The organism is Gilliamella sp. B2889, assembly GCF_026536885.1.
In the GTDB taxonomy this organism is placed as follows: domain Bacteria; phylum Pseudomonadota; class Gammaproteobacteria; order Enterobacterales; family Orbaceae; genus Gilliamella; species Gilliamella apicola_E.
Genome location: NZ_JAFNNF010000003.1, coordinates 96417 through 113788, shown reverse-complemented (window position 1 = coordinate 113788; position 17372 = coordinate 96417). Strand labels below are relative to the sequence as shown.

The 17372-nt window shown below is 33.1% G+C and carries 14 protein-coding genes; 5 read left to right on the top strand and 9 right to left on the bottom strand.

Annotation, left to right across the window (positions count from 1 at the left end; translation table 11 throughout):
* The first annotated feature begins 9 nt into the window (after nt 1–9).
* From surA to sppA, 4 genes are read left to right on the top strand one after another with little or no spacing between them, the layout of a single operon-like run.
* Nucleotides 10–1323: a peptidylprolyl isomerase SurA gene (gene surA, locus J3U09_RS05565; RefSeq protein ID WP_267357474.1), complete on the top strand. Its 1314-nt coding sequence runs from the start codon at nt 10–12 to the stop codon at nt 1321–1323.
* A complete protein-coding gene (gene rsmA / locus J3U09_RS05560) occupies nt 1316–2113 on the top strand; it encodes a 16S rRNA (adenine(1518)-N(6)/adenine(1519)-N(6))-dimethyltransferase RsmA (protein WP_267357472.1) in 798 nt (265 codons plus the stop codon). Before surA ends, rsmA begins: the two co-directional genes overlap by 8 nt.
* A gap of 4 nt (nt 2114–2117) precedes the next feature.
* A complete protein-coding gene (gene apaH / locus J3U09_RS05555) occupies nt 2118–2930 on the top strand; it encodes a bis(5'-nucleosyl)-tetraphosphatase (symmetrical) ApaH (protein WP_267357471.1) in 813 nt (270 codons plus the stop codon).
* A gap of 32 nt (nt 2931–2962) precedes the next feature.
* Nucleotides 2963–4780, top strand: coding sequence for a signal peptide peptidase SppA (gene sppA, locus J3U09_RS05550; protein WP_267357469.1), 1818 nt, complete (start codon nt 2963–2965; stop codon nt 4778–4780).
* Between the two features lie 26 nt (nt 4781–4806).
* Here sppA and J3U09_RS05545 read toward each other — a convergent pair whose 3' ends face one another.
* The 4 genes from J3U09_RS05545 to moaC form a co-directional block, all read right to left on the bottom strand.
* Nucleotides 4807–6621: a sulfatase-like hydrolase/transferase gene (locus J3U09_RS05545; protein WP_267357467.1), complete on the bottom strand. Its 1815-nt coding sequence runs from the start codon at nt 6619–6621 to the stop codon at nt 4807–4809.
* Nucleotides 6622–6813: 192 nt separating this feature from the next.
* The gene (gene moaE / locus J3U09_RS05540; protein WP_255305717.1) at nt 6814–7257 is read right to left on the bottom strand and encodes a molybdopterin synthase catalytic subunit MoaE; all 444 of its coding nucleotides are present in this window, start codon (nt 7255–7257) and stop codon (nt 6814–6816) included.
* Between the two features lie 4 nt (nt 7258–7261).
* A complete protein-coding gene (gene moaD, locus J3U09_RS05535) occupies nt 7262–7507 on the bottom strand; it encodes a molybdopterin synthase sulfur carrier subunit (RefSeq protein ID WP_267338187.1) in 246 nt (81 codons plus the stop codon).
* A 4-nt stretch (nt 7508–7511) separates the two neighbouring features.
* The gene (gene moaC, locus J3U09_RS05530) at nt 7512–7997 is read right to left on the bottom strand and encodes a cyclic pyranopterin monophosphate synthase MoaC (protein WP_065562378.1); all 486 of its coding nucleotides are present in this window, start codon (nt 7995–7997) and stop codon (nt 7512–7514) included.
* A gap of 188 nt (nt 7998–8185) precedes the next feature.
* Here moaC and priA point away from each other — a divergent pair, with 188 nt between their 5' ends.
* Complete coding sequence (gene priA, locus J3U09_RS05525; protein WP_267357465.1) at nt 8186–10342, top strand: primosomal protein N'; 2157 nt, start codon at nt 8186–8188, stop codon at nt 10340–10342.
* A gap of 44 nt (nt 10343–10386) precedes the next feature.
* On the opposite strand, the gene J3U09_RS05520 is transcribed toward priA, so the two are convergent.
* From J3U09_RS05520 to clpP, 5 genes are all read right to left on the bottom strand, one after another.
* Complete coding sequence (locus J3U09_RS05520; RefSeq protein WP_220225168.1) at nt 10387–10686, bottom strand: ComEA family DNA-binding protein; 300 nt, start codon at nt 10684–10686, stop codon at nt 10387–10389.
* 152 nt (nt 10687–10838) lie between these two features.
* Nucleotides 10839–12716 carry a SurA N-terminal domain-containing protein gene (locus J3U09_RS05515; RefSeq protein WP_267357463.1) on the bottom strand — a complete coding sequence of 626 codons (1878 nt, stop codon included), beginning with the start codon at nt 12714–12716 and terminating at the stop codon, nt 10839–10841.
* 126 nt (nt 12717–12842) lie between these two features.
* Complete coding sequence (lon, locus tag J3U09_RS05510) at nt 12843–15278, bottom strand: endopeptidase La (protein WP_065562382.1); 2436 nt, start codon at nt 15276–15278, stop codon at nt 12843–12845.
* 162 nt (nt 15279–15440) lie between these two features.
* On the bottom strand, nt 15441–16706 hold the full coding sequence (gene clpX / locus J3U09_RS05505; protein WP_065562383.1) for an ATP-dependent protease ATP-binding subunit ClpX: 1266 nt from the start codon (nt 16704–16706) through the stop codon (nt 15441–15443).
* Nucleotides 16707–16725: 19 nt separating this feature from the next.
* Nucleotides 16726–17328 carry an ATP-dependent Clp endopeptidase proteolytic subunit ClpP gene (clpP, locus tag J3U09_RS05500; RefSeq protein ID WP_304363924.1) on the bottom strand — a complete coding sequence of 201 codons (603 nt, stop codon included), beginning with the start codon at nt 17326–17328 and terminating at the stop codon, nt 16726–16728.
* Nucleotides 17329–17372: the final 44 nt, after the last annotated feature.

Sequence of the window (17372 nt, the reverse complement as noted above, 5' to 3'; positions counted from 1 at the left end):
TGAGTAAATATGAAATTATTAAAACTTTTTATTGCATTAAACTTGAGTGTTAATTTAGTGCTCTTTACACCTTTTTCAGCAAATGCTGCTCCAAAAGTGGTTGAACAGGTTGCAGCTGTTGTGAATAACAACGTCATTTTAGAAAGTGATGTTAGTGACATGCTCAAAACGATTAAAGCGAGCGCCGATCCTAAATCTTTACCTAATGATAAAATACTTAGAAAACAAATTATTGATCGCCTTGTTGTTGAAAAATTAATTTTACAAAGAGCGGCTAAAGCAAAAATTACTATTAGTGATGATGAAGTTACCGCCGCAATCGATAGAATTGCTGCTGAAAATGGTATGACAATAGATCAACTAAGAAGCAGATTATCAACTATGGGCATGAGCTATAGCACTTATCGTGATCGTATTCATACTGATATGCTAATAGAACAAGCGCGCCTGCATGAAGTTCGACCTAGAATCAAAGTTTCTAATAGAGAAGTAGAACATTTAACCAAAACAATGGCTAACCAACCAACTAACAATATTGATGTTAAAATTAGTCATATTCTAATTACTATTCCAGAAAAAGCGTCTAAACAACAAGTTGACAGTGCTACCAATAAAGCGATGGACATCATCAATCGTGCAAAAAAAGGGGAAAATTTTGCTAAATTAGCCGCGTCATACTCAAATGATGACCTTGCTTTAAAAGGTGGATCAATGGGCTGGAAAAAGTTAAATGAGTTACCTACTATTTTTGAGGAACGACTAATTCGAGCGCCAAAAGGAAGTATTATAGGACCAATTCGCTCTGGAGTTGGGATTCACATATTAAAAGTTGACGATAACCGTTCTGAAACACCACAAAAAATTACACTTCAAGAAGTTAATGCTCGTCATATTTTAGTTAAAACCAACGTATTAGTTACCGATCAGGTGGCTAAACAAAAATTAATTAACATTCGCAAAGCCATTACCAGCGGAGCAACAACTTTTGCTGCAGCAGCAAAAGCTAACTCAGAAGACACAGGTTCAAAAGATAGTGGTGGTAATTTAGGATGGAATAGGCCAGAAGTTTATGATGAAGGTTTCAGGACTGCATTATCACAATTGAAAAAGGGTGAAATCAGTCAACCAATAAAATCATCTTATGGTTGGCATATAATCCAACTAATTGATACCAGACAAACTGACGGTACAAACTTAGTTAAAAAAGATCAAGCTTATCGGATGATTTTCAATAGAAAATTTGCTGAAGAAGCACAAGTTTGGATTCAAGAGTTAAAAGGTGATGCATATATCAAAATTACAGGTGAAGGTAAGAATGAATAATCGTGTTCATCAAGGTCATTTTGCCCGTAAACGATTTGGTCAAAACTTTCTACATGATAATTATATTATTGAAAGTATTGTGGCAGCCATACAACCTAAGAAAGGAGAAGCACTGGTTGAAATAGGACCAGGGCTTGCCGCATTGACAGTACCTGTAAGTAAATTGGTAGATCATTTAACTGTTATTGAGATTGATAGAGATTTAGCTAGCCGATTAGTTGAAAATCCTTTTTTACAAAATAAAATCAGTGTGATTGAACAAGACGCACTAAATTTTGATTTCAACAAATTGTCCGATACATTAGGCCAACCTCTGAGAGTTTTTGGTAATTTACCTTATAATATTTCAACACCATTGATGTTTCAATTATTCAAATATGCACCAATCATTACTGATATGCATTTTATGCTGCAAAAAGAGGTTGTTACTCGTTTAGTTGCTGCACCTAACAGCAAAAGTTATGGTCGATTGAGTGTTATGGCACAATACTACTGCCAAATCATCCCTGTTTTAGAAGTACCACCTACAGCTTTTAAACCAGCACCTAAAGTTGATTCAGCTGTAGTTAAACTAATACCTTACAAAGAAAAGCCCTATTTAGTTAATGATATTAAAGTACTATCACGTATTACTACCGAAGCTTTTAACCAAAGACGTAAAACAATTCGTAATAGCTTAAGTAATTTATTTAACAGTGAGCAAATAGCTGAATTAGGTATTGACCCGAATTTACGTGCGGAAAATTTGACAGTACAACAATATTGTCTATTAGCAAACGCTTGGAAATAACCTTATGGCAAATCTAATAATTGGTGATATTCACGGCTGTTATGATGAGTTTATGCGACTATTAGAGAAAGCTGATTTTTCATCATCAGATACCTTATGGCTTACTGGAGATTTAGTTGCTAGAGGACCAAAATCACTTGAAGTTCTTAGATTTGTAAAACAAAACAGCGAACAAATAAGATTAGTTTTAGGTAACCACGACTTACATTTACTATCAATTTACGCCAATGTTACACCATCAAAAAAGAAGGATAATCTTGACGAACTCATCCACGCTGATGATTTCGATGAACTAATGAATTGGTTGCGTAAACAACCATTAATTCAAATAGATGAAAAATTAAAACTTATTATGACTCATGCCGGAATATCTCCACAATGGGATCTTGAAACATTGAAAAAATGTGCTAATGATCTTCATCAGGTTTTAACTAGTGACTCATATCCCCTCTTTCTTGACAAAATGTATGGTAACTTTCCTGATGAATGGTCATATGAATTACAAGGGTTAGATCGATTACGCTTTATTGCTAATGCTTTAACAAGAATGCGTTACTGTTACGAAGATGGACGGCTTGATTTTTATTGTAAAGATCAACCAGATGAGGCCCCATCGAAACTTAAACCATGGTTTTCATTACCAAGTAAAATTCCGTCAGAATATAGTATTGCTTTTGGTCATTGGGCAGCATTGAATGGAAAAGGAACACCTGAAAATATTTACGCACTCGATACAGGGTGCTGTTGGGGTGGCAAATTAACATGTTTACGATTTGAAGATAAAAAATATTTCAAAAAGAAAAACATGAAAAATTAAAAATAAAAGAATAATTAAAGGGTTATTTTATTATGTCTGTACTAACTGTTATAAAATCAATTTGGAAAGGTATCAATTTAATTAGAGAAATATTTCTTAACCTAATTTTCTTAATCATAATCCTATTGATCTTGAGTGGTATTGCATTATTTAAAGAGTCACAAAAGCAAGACATCATTCCTCAATATGGCACATTAGTTATAAATCTTGAAGGCGTTATTGTCGACAATTCACTTTATAGTGATGAATTGTATGAAATACAAAATAAATTATATGGTAAAAGAGTAAATCTATCACGTGAAAATAGTTTATTCGATTTAGTGCAAAAAATATCACAAGCTACATCAGATCCTAATATAAATAGCATAGTCCTAAAATTGGATAACTTTGTCGGAGCAGACTTGAGTTCTTTGCAATATATTGGTAAATATTTAAACAGATTCAAAGAGGCAAATAAGCCTATTTACGCTATTGGTTCAAGCTTCAATCAAAGCCAATATTATTTGGCGAGTTATGCTAATAAAATCTATTTAACCCCATTAGGTGCAGTTAATGTTTTTGGATTATCCGCCAATAATTTGTACTACAAAACATTATTAGACAACTTAAAGATTAATACTCATGTTTTCCGTGTAGGAACTTATAAATCAGCTATTGAGCCATTTATCAGAGATAATATGTCAGAAGAGGCAAGAAGTAACACTTCTCGATGGTTAAATTTAATGTGGAATAACTACCTTAATGACATTTCTGCAGAACGCAAAAAAGCACCAACACAACTAGTTCCTTCAACCGATATAATGTTATCAGAACTAAAATCTGTTAATGGTAATATGGCCCAATACGCTTTAGCAAACGGTTTAATTGATGCGATAAGAGATGAATTTGATTTTGAACTTGAACATAAAATAAAACAAAAAGTCAGTATTTATGATTATAGACTTAAGGAAAATGCTGAAGAATCAAACAAAGAACCAAAAATAGCTGTCATTTTTGTGAATGGAACTATTACTAACGGCGCAAATAGCAGTAATGTAGCTGGTAGCCAAGATATTGTTAAACAATTAAGAGATATTCGTAATAAATTACAAAGTAATAACATACAGGCTGTCGTACTCAGAGTAAATAGTCCAGGAGGAAGTGTCGAAGCTTCAGAAGCAATTCGCAGTGAACTAGAAACTTTACGTCGTTACCAAATCCCGGTTGTTGTTTCTATGGGCGGAATGGCTGCTTCCGGAGGATACTGGATATCAACTGCTTCTGATTATATTGTCGCTAGTCCGAATACGATTACAGGTTCTATAGGTATTTTTGGCATTGTACCAACCTTTGAAAATTCGCTTTCTCATATTGGTGTTTATAACGATGGCGTTTCAACCTCACCATTGGCCAATAACAGCTTAACTCAAAATTTATCCGATGAAATGAATCAATTTATTCAAATGAATATTGATAATGGTTACTTTAATTTCATATCTTTAGTAGCAAAAGCTCGCAATATGACCTCAGAACAAGTAGATCATTTAGCTCAAGGGCAAGTTTGGCTAGGCTCCGAAGGAAGTAAAAACGGCTTAGTGGATAAGTTAGGGGATTTTGACGATGCGGTTGACATGGCTGCAACATTAGCCAATATTTCTAATTATAAAATAGATTGGCAAAAGCCTGAAGGAAGTTGGTTCAATGCACTTTACTCAGATATGTTTGCTATGATGCCAAAATCAACAGCAGAGGTATTTTTTGAGCATATCCCAGAAGTAAAACAAATTAAGCAACAAGTTTCACTATGGGATAAGTTCCAAGATTCACAAAACCGTTATATCTACTGTCTAAACTGTGCTGATGTTCGATAATAAAAATCCACCTTACGGTGGATTTTTTATTTTTGTGCCTGGAAAAAATAACGCATATCATTCATTGCCGCTTGGATTGTTTTATAATCAGGTGTCTTATCGACCTGATTATTATGACAATCAAAATAGTGGCTTATACCAAGACGATTAACAAAATAGATGTTGTCTGTAGTCCGAACTGCATAAGAACTATAATTTGACATTAATAGCCAATCTCGATCAATTATTGGGCTAAATAAATCATAACCTGTCGAATAATCTGAAATATCATTTTCCACATGCAAATAATGTCGCATTATTGTTGGAACGACATCTTCATGGCTGGTAAATTTATTTATATTATCTGTGATATATTTAAGATCTTTTGCTCCAACTATGATAAAAGGTACTTTAGTTTGAGCATCAGTATAGTTACCATTATGCCCCCAAAAACCCAGATTATTGTCATTCATTTCTTGTGAATGATCACCTGTTATAAAGATTAACGTATTATCTAGCGAGCCTGTTCGTTCAAGTTCATCATAGACCTTTTGAAGCAAATAATCATCATAGTAGACACTTTGTTTATAACGATTAAAAATGGGAACAGGATCTGTATCATTGCTTAATGCCATATAATTTAGCTCGCCAATTGGGTTGAATTTAACTTCAAAATAATTGGGAAAATCATAAGCATGTGGTGCATCAAAAAATAAAAATGAAAAACTTGGTTTAGATGTATCTCTACTCTTATACCAGTTTAGCCAATCATCAGTTAACTGTTTATCTCGACTCGATGCAGATCCATCTTTACTACTAATTCTTAAGTTTTTAATGGTTAAAAATGCCGTACGATCGAATTCTGGCGCAGTAACTTTGGCTGAAGTAAATATACCTATATTATAATTTTCTTTTTGCAATGTTGTTATGAATAACGAGGGAATTCTATTTCTTAAAAAAGCATCCCAATACGTGCCGGGGATACCATAAAAAAGTCCAAAAATACCAGTTCGAGTTGCATTCCCTGTTGAGTAATGATTATTAAAAATTATTCCATTATTCTGTTTCACAAAATGGTAAGTATTGGGTGAAATTTCTTGACTAAAAGTATCATAACGCCAAGAATCTAAGACAATAAACATAATATTGGGTGTTGTAGTATTATGAGGGTTAATCATCAGCTCATTTTTAGGATAATAGATAGTTGCGTGTTGGTTCTCCTTTTCTATAAGTATCTTACGTTGCCCTGATTTATCAAACAATCCCATTATCTTTTTCGAGGTAAATGGACGATATAATGGAATATATTCTTTAACAATCATGATGGGGGAATAGGCATAATAAAACGCAACCATATGGATTAAATGACTAATAAAAAAACAACCGAAAAGAAATACTGTCGATACGATTAATATTCTTGAACGTTTTTGGCTAAATTTTTTATCTAACAAATAAAGAATTAAATATTCTGCTCCAAAAGATACTAATATTAACAAAAACATCAAAACATAAGTGATCGTTGAAAAATCGACAACTTGCCCCGAGAAAACCATTGATAGCACAGATTCATTGATATGAAATCGATACTGCTGAAAAACAATAGTATCAACATACAGCACAATCTGTAACAAACTAAATAAAGCAGCTAAACAAATATTACTTAACGTTCTCTTCACCCAAATAAACGGAAAACATAAAATAAAAAGTAATAAATAAACAGAGAAAAAATGGCCTAACACGGCTAATAGAGAAAAAAAGCTTCCATCCCAACTAAACGATGAACCAGGCACCCCAAAATATCGGATAGTAATGATAGACGAAATAAAAATATTTATTAATACGAACGAATAGAGTTTTTTCATATAGCTCCACGAGCAATAGGATTAAAAATTTTTAATAATAGCGATTTTTCTACTTAAAATTAGTACTTTCCTCAAAATTTTTAACAAAAAAAGATAAATATGAAGAGATTAATATAAGCTTAACAAAAAAGGCTCTTTTTTGAGCCTCTGAAGACATTTTGATGATGAAATCTATTATAGACTAAATAAATATTAATACCATTTCTTCAATGCATTTATATCCGATTGCTTGGCTTCTACCCAATTTTCGCCACTAGAAGTCTGTTCCTTCTTCCAAAATGGAGCCTCATTTTTTAGTACATCCATAATAAACTCCGCTGAAGCAAAAGCATCACTGCGGTGTGCTGCACTAACACCAACAAAAACAATACTTTCATTTGCATAAATTTGACCCACACGATGGACTATTGCAACACGATTAATCGACCATCTATCTCTGGCTTGATTAATAATATTGCACAGCACCTTTTCAGTCATTTCTGCATAATGCTCTAACGTTAAACTTATAACTTGGTTTTCAAAACTACGCACCTTACCCATAAAAGTCACTACAGCACCATCTATAGGCGATTGATAAAGCCAAGTTATTAATGAATTCACATCAATGGGAGATTGGTTAACTTGAATAATGTTCACGCTGTTAACCACCTGTAACTGGAGGGAAAAAAGCAATTTCATCACCCTTTTGAATGACATAGTCATAGTCAACTAAAGTCTGATTAACTGCACATAATACTGTTTTTTCTTTTAAAGCTAATACCCACTTATCACCACGCAAACTAAGGTGATCTAAAAGTTGATTTATTGACATTTGCTCTACCGATAATTCAAGTTTTTCAACCCCAATTAATTCTCTAATTTGTGCAAAAAAAATAATTTTGTTCATAGTATCACTGCTCTGCCGCATTAAATTCGCCCGATTTACCACCAATTTTATTCAGTAACCGAACTTGATTAATAACCATATCTTTTTGGTTAGCTTTACACATATCATATATCGTTAATGCAGCAACTGAAGCAGCAACTAAGGCCTCCATTTCGACACCTGTTTGGCCCCTTAGCCGACAAATTGTTTCAATCCTAATGCTGTGATTTTCAAATACAGGTTCAATATTGACTTCAATTTTACTTAGAAGTAGTGGATGGCAAAGTGGAATCAAATCCCATGTTCGTTTAGCCGCTTGAATACCGGCAATTCTTGCAGTTGCAAAAACATCACCTTTATGATGTTTCCCTTCAATAATTAGGTTAAATGTTTCAGCATTCATTAATACTATTGACTCGGCTCGAGCTTCTCGTAAAGTTAACTTTTTTTCAGAAACATCAACCATATGTGCATCACCATGTTGATTAATGTGTGAAAATGATGCTGACATTTTTAACTACCTTTAAATATTATGCTTTAACTTGCTGTTCAAGATAACAAATTTTGTTTATGGATACTACTATCATATAAATAAAGTTTTTAGATAGTTAACTCAAAAATAATTAATTTCTCTATGTAACTTTTGCGAGTTAAATAAAATCTGCGTACAATATCAATTTTTAATAATAGTGATTGTTAATGCTGATTGCCCATGTAGCCTTACCGGTACCCCTTTATCGACTGTTTGATTACAAACTAACAGTACCTGCTGAAATTGGTGCGCGGGTTAGAGTGCCTTTTGGTAAAAGGGAAATGATTGGAATAATCATTAAAATTGATCAGCAATCGACCTTTGATAGCGAAAATTTAAAATCAATTACCGCAATTATTGATACCAAAAACCCCTTTCCTCAACCAATTTGGCAGTTATTGAATTGGGCAACAAGTTATTATCACTTTCCAATTGGCGAAGTCATATTTCATGCCATGCCAGTTCTATTAAGGCAAGGTCGTCAAGCTATCAAGGATGATATAAAACAGTGGCAATTAACACCTCTAGGGCAACAAATTGATTTAAGCTTATTATCACGTGCACCAAAACAAAAGTTATTATTATCTTCACTTAGAAACAACTGTTTAAATGAAGACGAATTTAGTTCAAATTTATATCAAGAATTACAAAAAAAACAGCTTATAGAATTAGTTTATCAACAACCTGACAATATTTGCTGGCAATACTCGACCAACCCAACATCGATCCAATTAAATGATGAACAATCTAATGCCATAGAGACTATTAATAAACAGAATAAACAATTTGGTGTATTTTTGCTTGATGGTATAACTGGTTCAGGAAAGACTGAAGTTTATTTAAATATAATTGCAGATGTGTTATCACAAGGTAAGCAAGCTTTAGTTTTAGTTCCTGAAATTGGTTTAACACCTCAAACAATAAAGCGTTTTAAACAGCGCTTTAATGCCCCGATTGATATTTTACATTCAGGCTTAACAGACAAGGAACGTTTAGATGTTTGGTTAAGAAGTAAAGACGGTGAAAATGCCATTGTCGTAGGTACTCGTTCTTCGCTTTTTACTCCCTTTAAAGATTTAGGTATCATTATTATCGACGAAGAGCATGATAGTTCTTACAAACAACAGGAAGGATGGCGTTATAATGCTAGAGATCTAGCAATTATCCGAGCTAGAATTGAAAATATACCTATAGTTTTAGGTTCCGCAACGCCTTCTCTTGAATCGATTAATAATGCACAAACTCATAAGTACCAGCATCTCAAGCTTACTCAAAGAGCGGGTAACGCCCAATTAGCCAAACAATCTATTTTAGATATTCGCGGCATGGCTTTAGCTTCAGGTTTATCTCAACCACTTATAGAAAAAATAAAAACGCATTTAAATAACAATAACCAAGTGATGTTATTTCTTAACCGTAGAGGGTTCGCACCATTAATAATTTGCCATGATTGTGGTTGGATAGCAGAATGCCCACGTTGTGATCGCCCTTATACTTATCATAAAAAGCAGAATAAACTGATTTGTCATTATTGTGATACGCCAAGAGAAGTGCCAAAACAGTGCCCTAAGTGTGGTTCGACCCAGTTACTACCAATTGGATTTGGAACGGAGCAACTTGAAAAACAACTGAATATTTTGTTCCCAAATATAAAAGTTACTCGTATTGATCGGGACACGATAACTAAAAAAGAAGCATTGAATACCTATTTAAATGATATTCATAAAGGCGGAGCTCATATTTTAGTCGGCACACAAATTTTGGCTAAAGGTCATCACTTTCCTGATGTGACGTTAGTTGGCATAATTGATGTTGATGGCGCCTTATTTTCAAGTGATTTTAGAGCAACTGAAAGATTTGCTCAGATTTATACTCAAGTATCAGGCCGAGCTGGTCGTGAAACAAAAGCTGGCGAAGTGATTCTACAAACCTATCATCCAGAGCACCCTTTATTAAATACTTTATTAAATGAAGGTTATCAGGCATTTGCAAAACAAACATTAATTGAACGTCAACAAACTTTACTGCCACCATTTAGCTATCAGGTGTTAATTCGTGCTGCTGACCGTAATAATTTACAGGCACCAAAATTTTTACAGCGTATCCATGATTGGTTAAAATCCAATTATGACCATAATTTATGGCAACTTGGTCCAATGCCTGCTAGTCAACCTAAAAAAGCGGGTTATAATCGTTGGGAATTATTGTTACAACATACGAACAGACAATTATTACAACAAATATTAGATAATCTTATAACTGAACAGTGGAGTGAAGCATCAAACGTAAGATGGAGTATTGACGTTGATCCAATTGATAATTAAAAATATCTCCCAACAGATAGATTATCTATTGGAAGATAGGATATTTATAATGTGATTTTTCCTATATTTTTATCCAGCGTTGCTTGACCAATACCAGAAACTTCCTTTAATTGTTCTATAGATACAAAAGGACCAAATTTTTCTCTATACTCAATAATTTTCTTAGCTTTACTCATCCCAATACCTGTTAATACTTTACTTAGCTCTTCAGCTGTTGCAGTATTAATATTGACTTGTACAATTTGCTCTTCTTTTATAGTGACATCTGTTTTCGAATCAGCAAAACTAACTGTTGAAAAAAGTAAAGATGAAAATAAAAGGCATAATAGTGTAAAAATTTTCATGTAAATTAACTCCAAAATAATTATGCAACTAAATTTGCTTCATAACTATCTCATGGAATTAATTTGCTAAATTTAAATATTCATAAAAATGCGAAAAGCCACCAAAGTGGCTTCTCTTTTTTTGATTTATCACCAAAATTTTTCGATCTTTATCACAAATTTGCATCTTGCATGATTTCAATCTTGGCTTTAGAACGGATATCATTTGCAAGATAATGATAAGTGTCAGACAGAGACAATGGTAATAATTCTGATGAAATATCTTGATATTCTTTAGGCGTATCAACATCAGTTATGACGACAATATAAGCGGTATTATCCTCTAAAAATTCCGCATTAAAACGATTAGATTTTCGCCCCGAAATTGATGGTTCTAAATTAAAAACCATATCTACGACTTTTTTGTCTAAATCTGTCGAATCTCTATGTAAAACATATTTATTACTAAAGCTAATTTTATCTGATTTTCCAGTAGTATTTAATTCATTTAAGAGATTTTCAACATTAGCTTTAAAATGACTCTCGGAAATATTTTTAGATAGTTTTCTATTAATTTCTTCTTTAACCTCGTCAAAAGGAGCTACCCCCTCGGGGCGATAATCAGTAACTTGAATAATAAAATCATAACTACCATTAGCTCTTTCAACTGGAATTAAGTCTGATATATTAAGAGTCGATTGTCCATTAGCGATCATTTCTTCGCTAAAGACTAAATCACTAATTTCAGGATGAATCATAATTGTAGATATCTCTTTATAACTTGTCCAATCAGTTGTTTGAACTGGAAGACCTGTTTTTTCAGATAATTCTTCAATAGATTTAGGCGATTGAGATAAGGCATTTTTCATTTTATCTTCAATAGCATTAAATTCATTTTGTAATTTTTGTTTGCTTAAATTCTCGTAAATTAAAATTGAAGCATAATCAAAATCCATAGTCTTTGATGGTACCTCACCATCAAGTTTAATTATAATAAAGCCATCATCAGTAGGAATGGGTTTTGAAATTTGGTTAACTTTTTTCAATTTTGCTTTTTTAAAGAACTCAGGCAGAGAATCATCATCAACAAACCAACCTAAAGAACCATTCTTACCATAGGCTGAAATATTATTATTATTATTTTGATTTAGACTTTCAGCTGTATTTTGAAAATTTGCGCCTGAAGATAACTCTTTAACGATCTTGTCTGCTTGCTCTTTGTCTGTAACAAAAATAGCACTAAACTCTTTTTTTGCTGGGTAAGAATATTTTTTTAAATTTTGTTCATATTCTTTTTTGATATCATTATCAGTTACCTTAATGGTTTTAACGATGTCATCTTTTGAATTATAGATATATTTTAATTTTACTCGATCTTTCTTTAAAAATTCATTTTGATGTTCATCATAATACTTTCTTTCATCTTCTTCAGTGATATTAACATCTTTCATATCATCTATTGAGGAGTCAACTTTAGCAGCATAAATTTTTCTTGTTTGATTTTGTAACAAATTGATTTCAGAATCAGATGGTAAAACAAAACTAGTTTTAACTAATGCATCAATAACTTGTTCTTGTTGTAATGATGTTTTTAATATTTCTGCATAACTATCTGGAGTAAAACCGTTTTCAGCAAGTAGATTTAAATAATTTTGATTATCAAATTTACCATTTACAAAAAATACTTTTTGCTGTTTAATGAAATTTTTTACCCGTTCATTACTAATTGCTGCATGAATTTTTTGTGAAAATTGATAAGCTAAATAGTTATCTATTTGCTGAGCTAAAACACTTCGTCGGACCATTTTAATAAACGAAGCATCACCACCCTTGATATTATTTAATTGTTGTTTTACTTGAGTCTCAAATTGAGCTCGACCGATACCTTCTCCATCAACTTTAGCAATATATAATTGCTCATCATTTACATTTCTACTACTGCCACCAAAGCCTAAGAATCCAACACCAGTAAAAATAAAACATAAAATAATAATAGCAAAGATTATTTTAACAACAAGACTGTTTGCAGCTGTTCTAATTTTTTCCATCATAGCTTGTCATTCTCCATATACCTGAATTTTAATTTCGCAAGTATATCATATTTGCCAAAATTGGCTATTATCTAATTAAAAGTCAAAAAAAAGCCAACATAAGGTTGGCTTTTTGATTTTTTTATTTTAGTTCAATCGAGTTGAAATATTTGCTGTATTTTTAATTTTTTTAACAGATTTTTTAACTGGTGACTTTATTTGAACTTTTTCCTTAACTGGCTCAATACCAAATGGATTATTTTGCAATGCAATCGTCAATACGTCATCTATCCATTTAACAGGTTTTATATCAATTTCAGCTTTAACATTTGCTGGAATTTCTTCGAGATCTTTAACATTATCAATAGGAATTATAGCTGTTTTTATACCACCTCGGTGAGCAGCCAATAATTTCTCTTTTAATCCACCAATTGGTAATACTTCACCTCGTAGAGTAATTTCACCTGTCATGGCAACATCAGCACGAACAGGGTTACCCGTTAAAGTAGATACTAATGAAGTACACATTGCAATGCCTGCACTTGGACCATCTTTCGGTGTAGCACCATCAGGAACATGCACATGTATATCACGCTTTTCATAAAAATCGCTATTAATGCCCAATTTTTCAGCGCGCGAACGAACAACCGTAAGTGCTGTTTGAATGGATTCTTGCATAACGTCACCAAGTGAGCCGGTATAAGTTAATTTTCCTTTACCAACAACACTCATTGATTCAATGGTTAGCAAATCACCACCAACTTCTGTCCATGCTAGACCATTCACTTGACCGATCCGGTTTTCACTTTCGGATTTACCATAATCAAAACGCTGTACACCCAAGTAATCTTTTAAGTTAGTTTGAGTTACACTTACTTTACGTAAACGCTTGTTTAAAGCCAATTGTTTAACAACCTTACGGCAAATTTTAGCAATTTCTCTTTCTAAGCTTCGGACACCAGCTTCACGAGTGTAATAGCGAATAATGCCAATTACAGCTGAATCATCAATATCAATTTCATTTGCTTTTAGGCCATTATTAGCAATCTGTTTAGCGATTAAATGTTGTTTAGCAATGTTCAATTTTTCGTCTTCGGTATAACCAGATAGCCGAATAACTTCCATTCTATCAAGTAGTGGTGCTGGAATATTCATTGAATTAGCTGTCGCAACAAACATTACATCAGATAAATCATAATCCACTTCTAAATAATGGTCATTAAATGCATTATTTTGTTCAGGATCCAGAACTTCCAATAATGCCGATGCAGGATCACCACGCATATCAGAAGCCATCTTGTCAATTTCATCTAATAAAAATAGCGGGTTTTTTACACCAACCTTTACCATACGCTGAATTAATTTACCTGGCATTGAACCAATGTAGGTTCTTCGGTGTCCTCGTATTTCGGCTTCATCACGCACACCACCTAAAGCCATACGAACATATTGTCTTCCCGTAGCTTTAGCAATAGATTGACCTAATGATGTTTTACCAACACCTGGCGGCCCGACTAAGCATAAAATTGGGCCTTTAACTTTATTTACTCGACTTTGTACGGCCAAATACTCTAAAATTCGGTCTTTTACGCGATCCAACCCATAATGATCTTTATCTAAAACTTTTTGTGCAGAATTGATATCTTTTTTTACTTTACTGCGTTTATTCCAAGGAACTTGTAACATCCAATCAATATATCCGCGAACAACAGTTGCTTCGGCAGACATAGCGGGCATCATCTTAAGCTTATTAAGCTCAGATAGTGTTTTTTCCTTTGCCTCTTTTGGCATTTTTGCTTTAGTAATTTTTGAGTTTAGCTCTTCAAATTCATCAGGTTTATTATCTATATCACCTAGCTCTTTATGAATAGCTTTGATCTGTTCATTTAGATAATATTCCTTTTGCGCTTTTTCCATTTGTTGTTTGACGCGTTGACGGATGTTTTTTTCAACTTGCAACAAGTCAATTTCTGATTCCATTAATGAAATAAGCAACTCGAAACGTTTTTCTAAATCAGCAGTAACTAAAATCTCTTGTTTTTGTTCAACTTTTATATATAAGGTAGCAGCTATGGAATCTGCCAATTGAGATGATTCTTTAATTAAATGAATAGAATCAACAACCTCTTGAGTGACTTTTTTATTAAGTTTCGCATAATCATCAAAATTTGATAATAAGACTCTTATCATCGCTTGACTAATACTATCTGCTTTTTTAGGTTCTTTTAGTGGCTTAATATTTGCGATTAAAAAATCTTCTTCTTTTCGCTCAATAATATCAACAATTTTAGCTCGCGCGACACCCTCAACCAGAACTTTAACTGTACCGTCAGGTAATTGAAGTAATTGTAAAACATTGGCTATAGTACCAACTTCATACAAATCCTCTACATCAGGTTCATCTTGTGAAGGATATTTTTGTGTTACAAGAAAAACTTGTTTATCCATCTCCATTGCACTTTCCAAACAACGGATTGATTTATTACGACCAACGAAGAGAGGAATTACCATATGTGGAAATACAACAACATCACGCAATGGTAAAATAGGCATAATCATTTGTTTAGTTTGTTTTGTCTTCATTTTATTCTCTCGGTAGTACAAACTTATCTGTCTTATATTGGGGTGATTTTAAGATATTCAAGCTTATCCTGTTTTAAATACGTAGTACAATAAATGTACATACGTATTTCATTTTTTACATAAATGCTACTTACCAATTTGAATAGGATAATTGCTTATCTATTATGCAGATAGTTCTGTATCTTCACGAAAAATCAATTTAGGTGATTGCAAATGATTTACCGTATCTTTCTCAATAAGTACTTTTTTGACGTTTTGCATTGATGGTAAATCATACATTGTATCTAACAGTATATTTTCGACAATTGAACGTAATCCTCGAGCACCTGTTTTACGTTTCATCGCTTTAATTGCAATGGCATCTAAAGCTTCTTTAGTAAATTCCAGTTCTACACCATCCAATTCTAATAACGCATTAAACTGCTTGGTCAAAGCATTTTTGGGTTCAGTTAGGATATTAACTAAAGCATCTTTATCTAGCTCTGATAACGTTCCAATAACAGGTAATCTACCAATAAATTCAGGTATAAGACCAAATTTGACCAAATCTTCAGCCTCAATTTGAGCTAATAACTCAGATTCTGTCGCTTTATTTTTAGTGCTTTTTACATCAGCACCGAAACCAATACCTGTATTGGTTGACACCCTATTTTCAATAACTTTATCTAATCCACTAAATGCGCCTCCACAAATAAAGAGGATTTTAGAAGTATCAACTTGTAAAAACTCTTGTTGAGGATGCTTACGTCCGCCTTTAGGAGGAACAGATGCAACAGTACCTTCAATAATCTTTAATAAGGCCTGCTGAACTCCTTCACCAGAAACATCTCGCGTGATAGATGGATTATCTGATTTTCTAGAAATCTTATCAATTTCATCAACATAAATAATCCCTCGTTGCGCTTTTTCTACATCATAATCACAACTTTGTAATAATTTCTGAATAATATTTTCTACATCTTCACCAACATATCCAGCCTCAGTCAATGTAGTTGCATCAGCCATGGCAAAAGGGACATCAAGAAAACGCGCTAATGTTTCAGCTAATAATGTTTTACCACTACCCGTAGGACCAATTAATAAAATATTACTTTTACCTAATTCAACATCACTACGGTTAGAATAGCTACGTAAACGTTTATAATGATTATAAACTGCAACTGATAATACTTTTTTAGCCCGCTCCTGACCAATAACATATTCATCAAGGTGAGCTCGTATTTCATGCGGTGTCGGTAATGGTTTACTAATAAATTCTTCATGTGAAAGAAAACTTTTCGTTTCTTCTTTTAGAATATCATTACATAGTCCAATACATTCATTACAAATATAAATAGATGATGGCCCAGCAATTAGCTTACGGACTTCATGTTCACTTTTGCCACAAAAAGTACAATAGAGTAATTTTTCTGAGTTTTCTTTATCCACTTTCTTTACCTATTTATTATTAAGAGCGTTTACTGTATATGGCGTCAACTAATCCATATTCAACTGCTTTTTCTGCTGACATAAAGTTATCACGATCTGTATCTTTTTCAATTACACTAATATCCTGACCAGTATGCATTGATAAAATATTATTTAATCGGCTTTTAACCTGTAATATTTCTTGAGCATGAATTTGAATATCTGACGCTTGTCCTTGAAAACCACCTAATGGTTGATGGATCATGACGCGTGCATTAGGCAGGCAAAAACGTTTACCTTTAGTACCAGCAGTTAAAAGTAATGAGCCCATTGAACACGCTTGTCCAAGACAAATAGTACTAACATCTGGTCGAATAAATTGCATCGTGTCATAAATAGCCATACCAGCAGTCACTACGCCACCAGGAGAATTGATATATAAATGGATATCTTTTTCAGGATTTTCAGCTTCAAGAAAAAGCATCTGAGCAATAATCAAATTTGCCATATTGTCTTCAACTTGCCCAGTTAAAAATATAATTCTTTCTTTTAATAATCGTGAGTAAATATCATAAGCTCTCTCGCCACGAGAACTTTGCTCAACAACCATTGGAATCACACTCATGTATGGTTCTAAAGGCATTTTCATCTCCTAATTAAACAAAATAGCCCAAACAATTGATCCTT

Coding starts and splice junctions, on each gene's coding strand:
- lon (WP_065562382.1), bottom strand. CDS start 15,278: ATGAAGACAAAACAAACTAAACAAATGATTATGCCTATTTTACCATTG.
- priA (WP_267357465.1), top strand. CDS start 8,186: ATGCTGATTGCCCATGTAGCCTTACCGGTACCCCTTTATCGACTGTTT.
- moaC (WP_065562378.1), bottom strand. CDS start 7,997: ATGTCAGCATCATTTTCACACATTAATCAACATGGTGATGCACATATG.
- J3U09_RS05520 (WP_220225168.1), bottom strand. CDS start 10,686: ATGAAAATTTTTACACTATTATGCCTTTTATTTTCATCTTTACTTTTT.
- J3U09_RS05545 (WP_267357467.1), bottom strand. CDS start 6,621: ATGAAAAAACTCTATTCGTTCGTATTAATAAATATTTTTATTTCGTCT.
- J3U09_RS05515 (WP_267357463.1), bottom strand. CDS start 12,716: ATGATGGAAAAAATTAGAACAGCTGCAAACAGTCTTGTTGTTAAAATA.
- apaH (WP_267357471.1), top strand. CDS start 2,118: ATGGCAAATCTAATAATTGGTGATATTCACGGCTGTTATGATGAGTTT.
- moaD (WP_267338187.1), bottom strand. CDS start 7,507: ATGAACAAAATTATTTTTTTTGCACAAATTAGAGAATTAATTGGGGTT.
- sppA (WP_267357469.1), top strand. CDS start 2,963: ATGTCTGTACTAACTGTTATAAAATCAATTTGGAAAGGTATCAATTTA.
- rsmA (WP_267357472.1), top strand. CDS start 1,316: ATGAATAATCGTGTTCATCAAGGTCATTTTGCCCGTAAACGATTTGGT.
- surA (WP_267357474.1), top strand. CDS start 10: ATGAAATTATTAAAACTTTTTATTGCATTAAACTTGAGTGTTAATTTA.
- clpP (WP_304363924.1), bottom strand. CDS start 17,328: ATGCCTTTAGAACCATACATGAGTGTGATTCCAATGGTTGTTGAGCAA.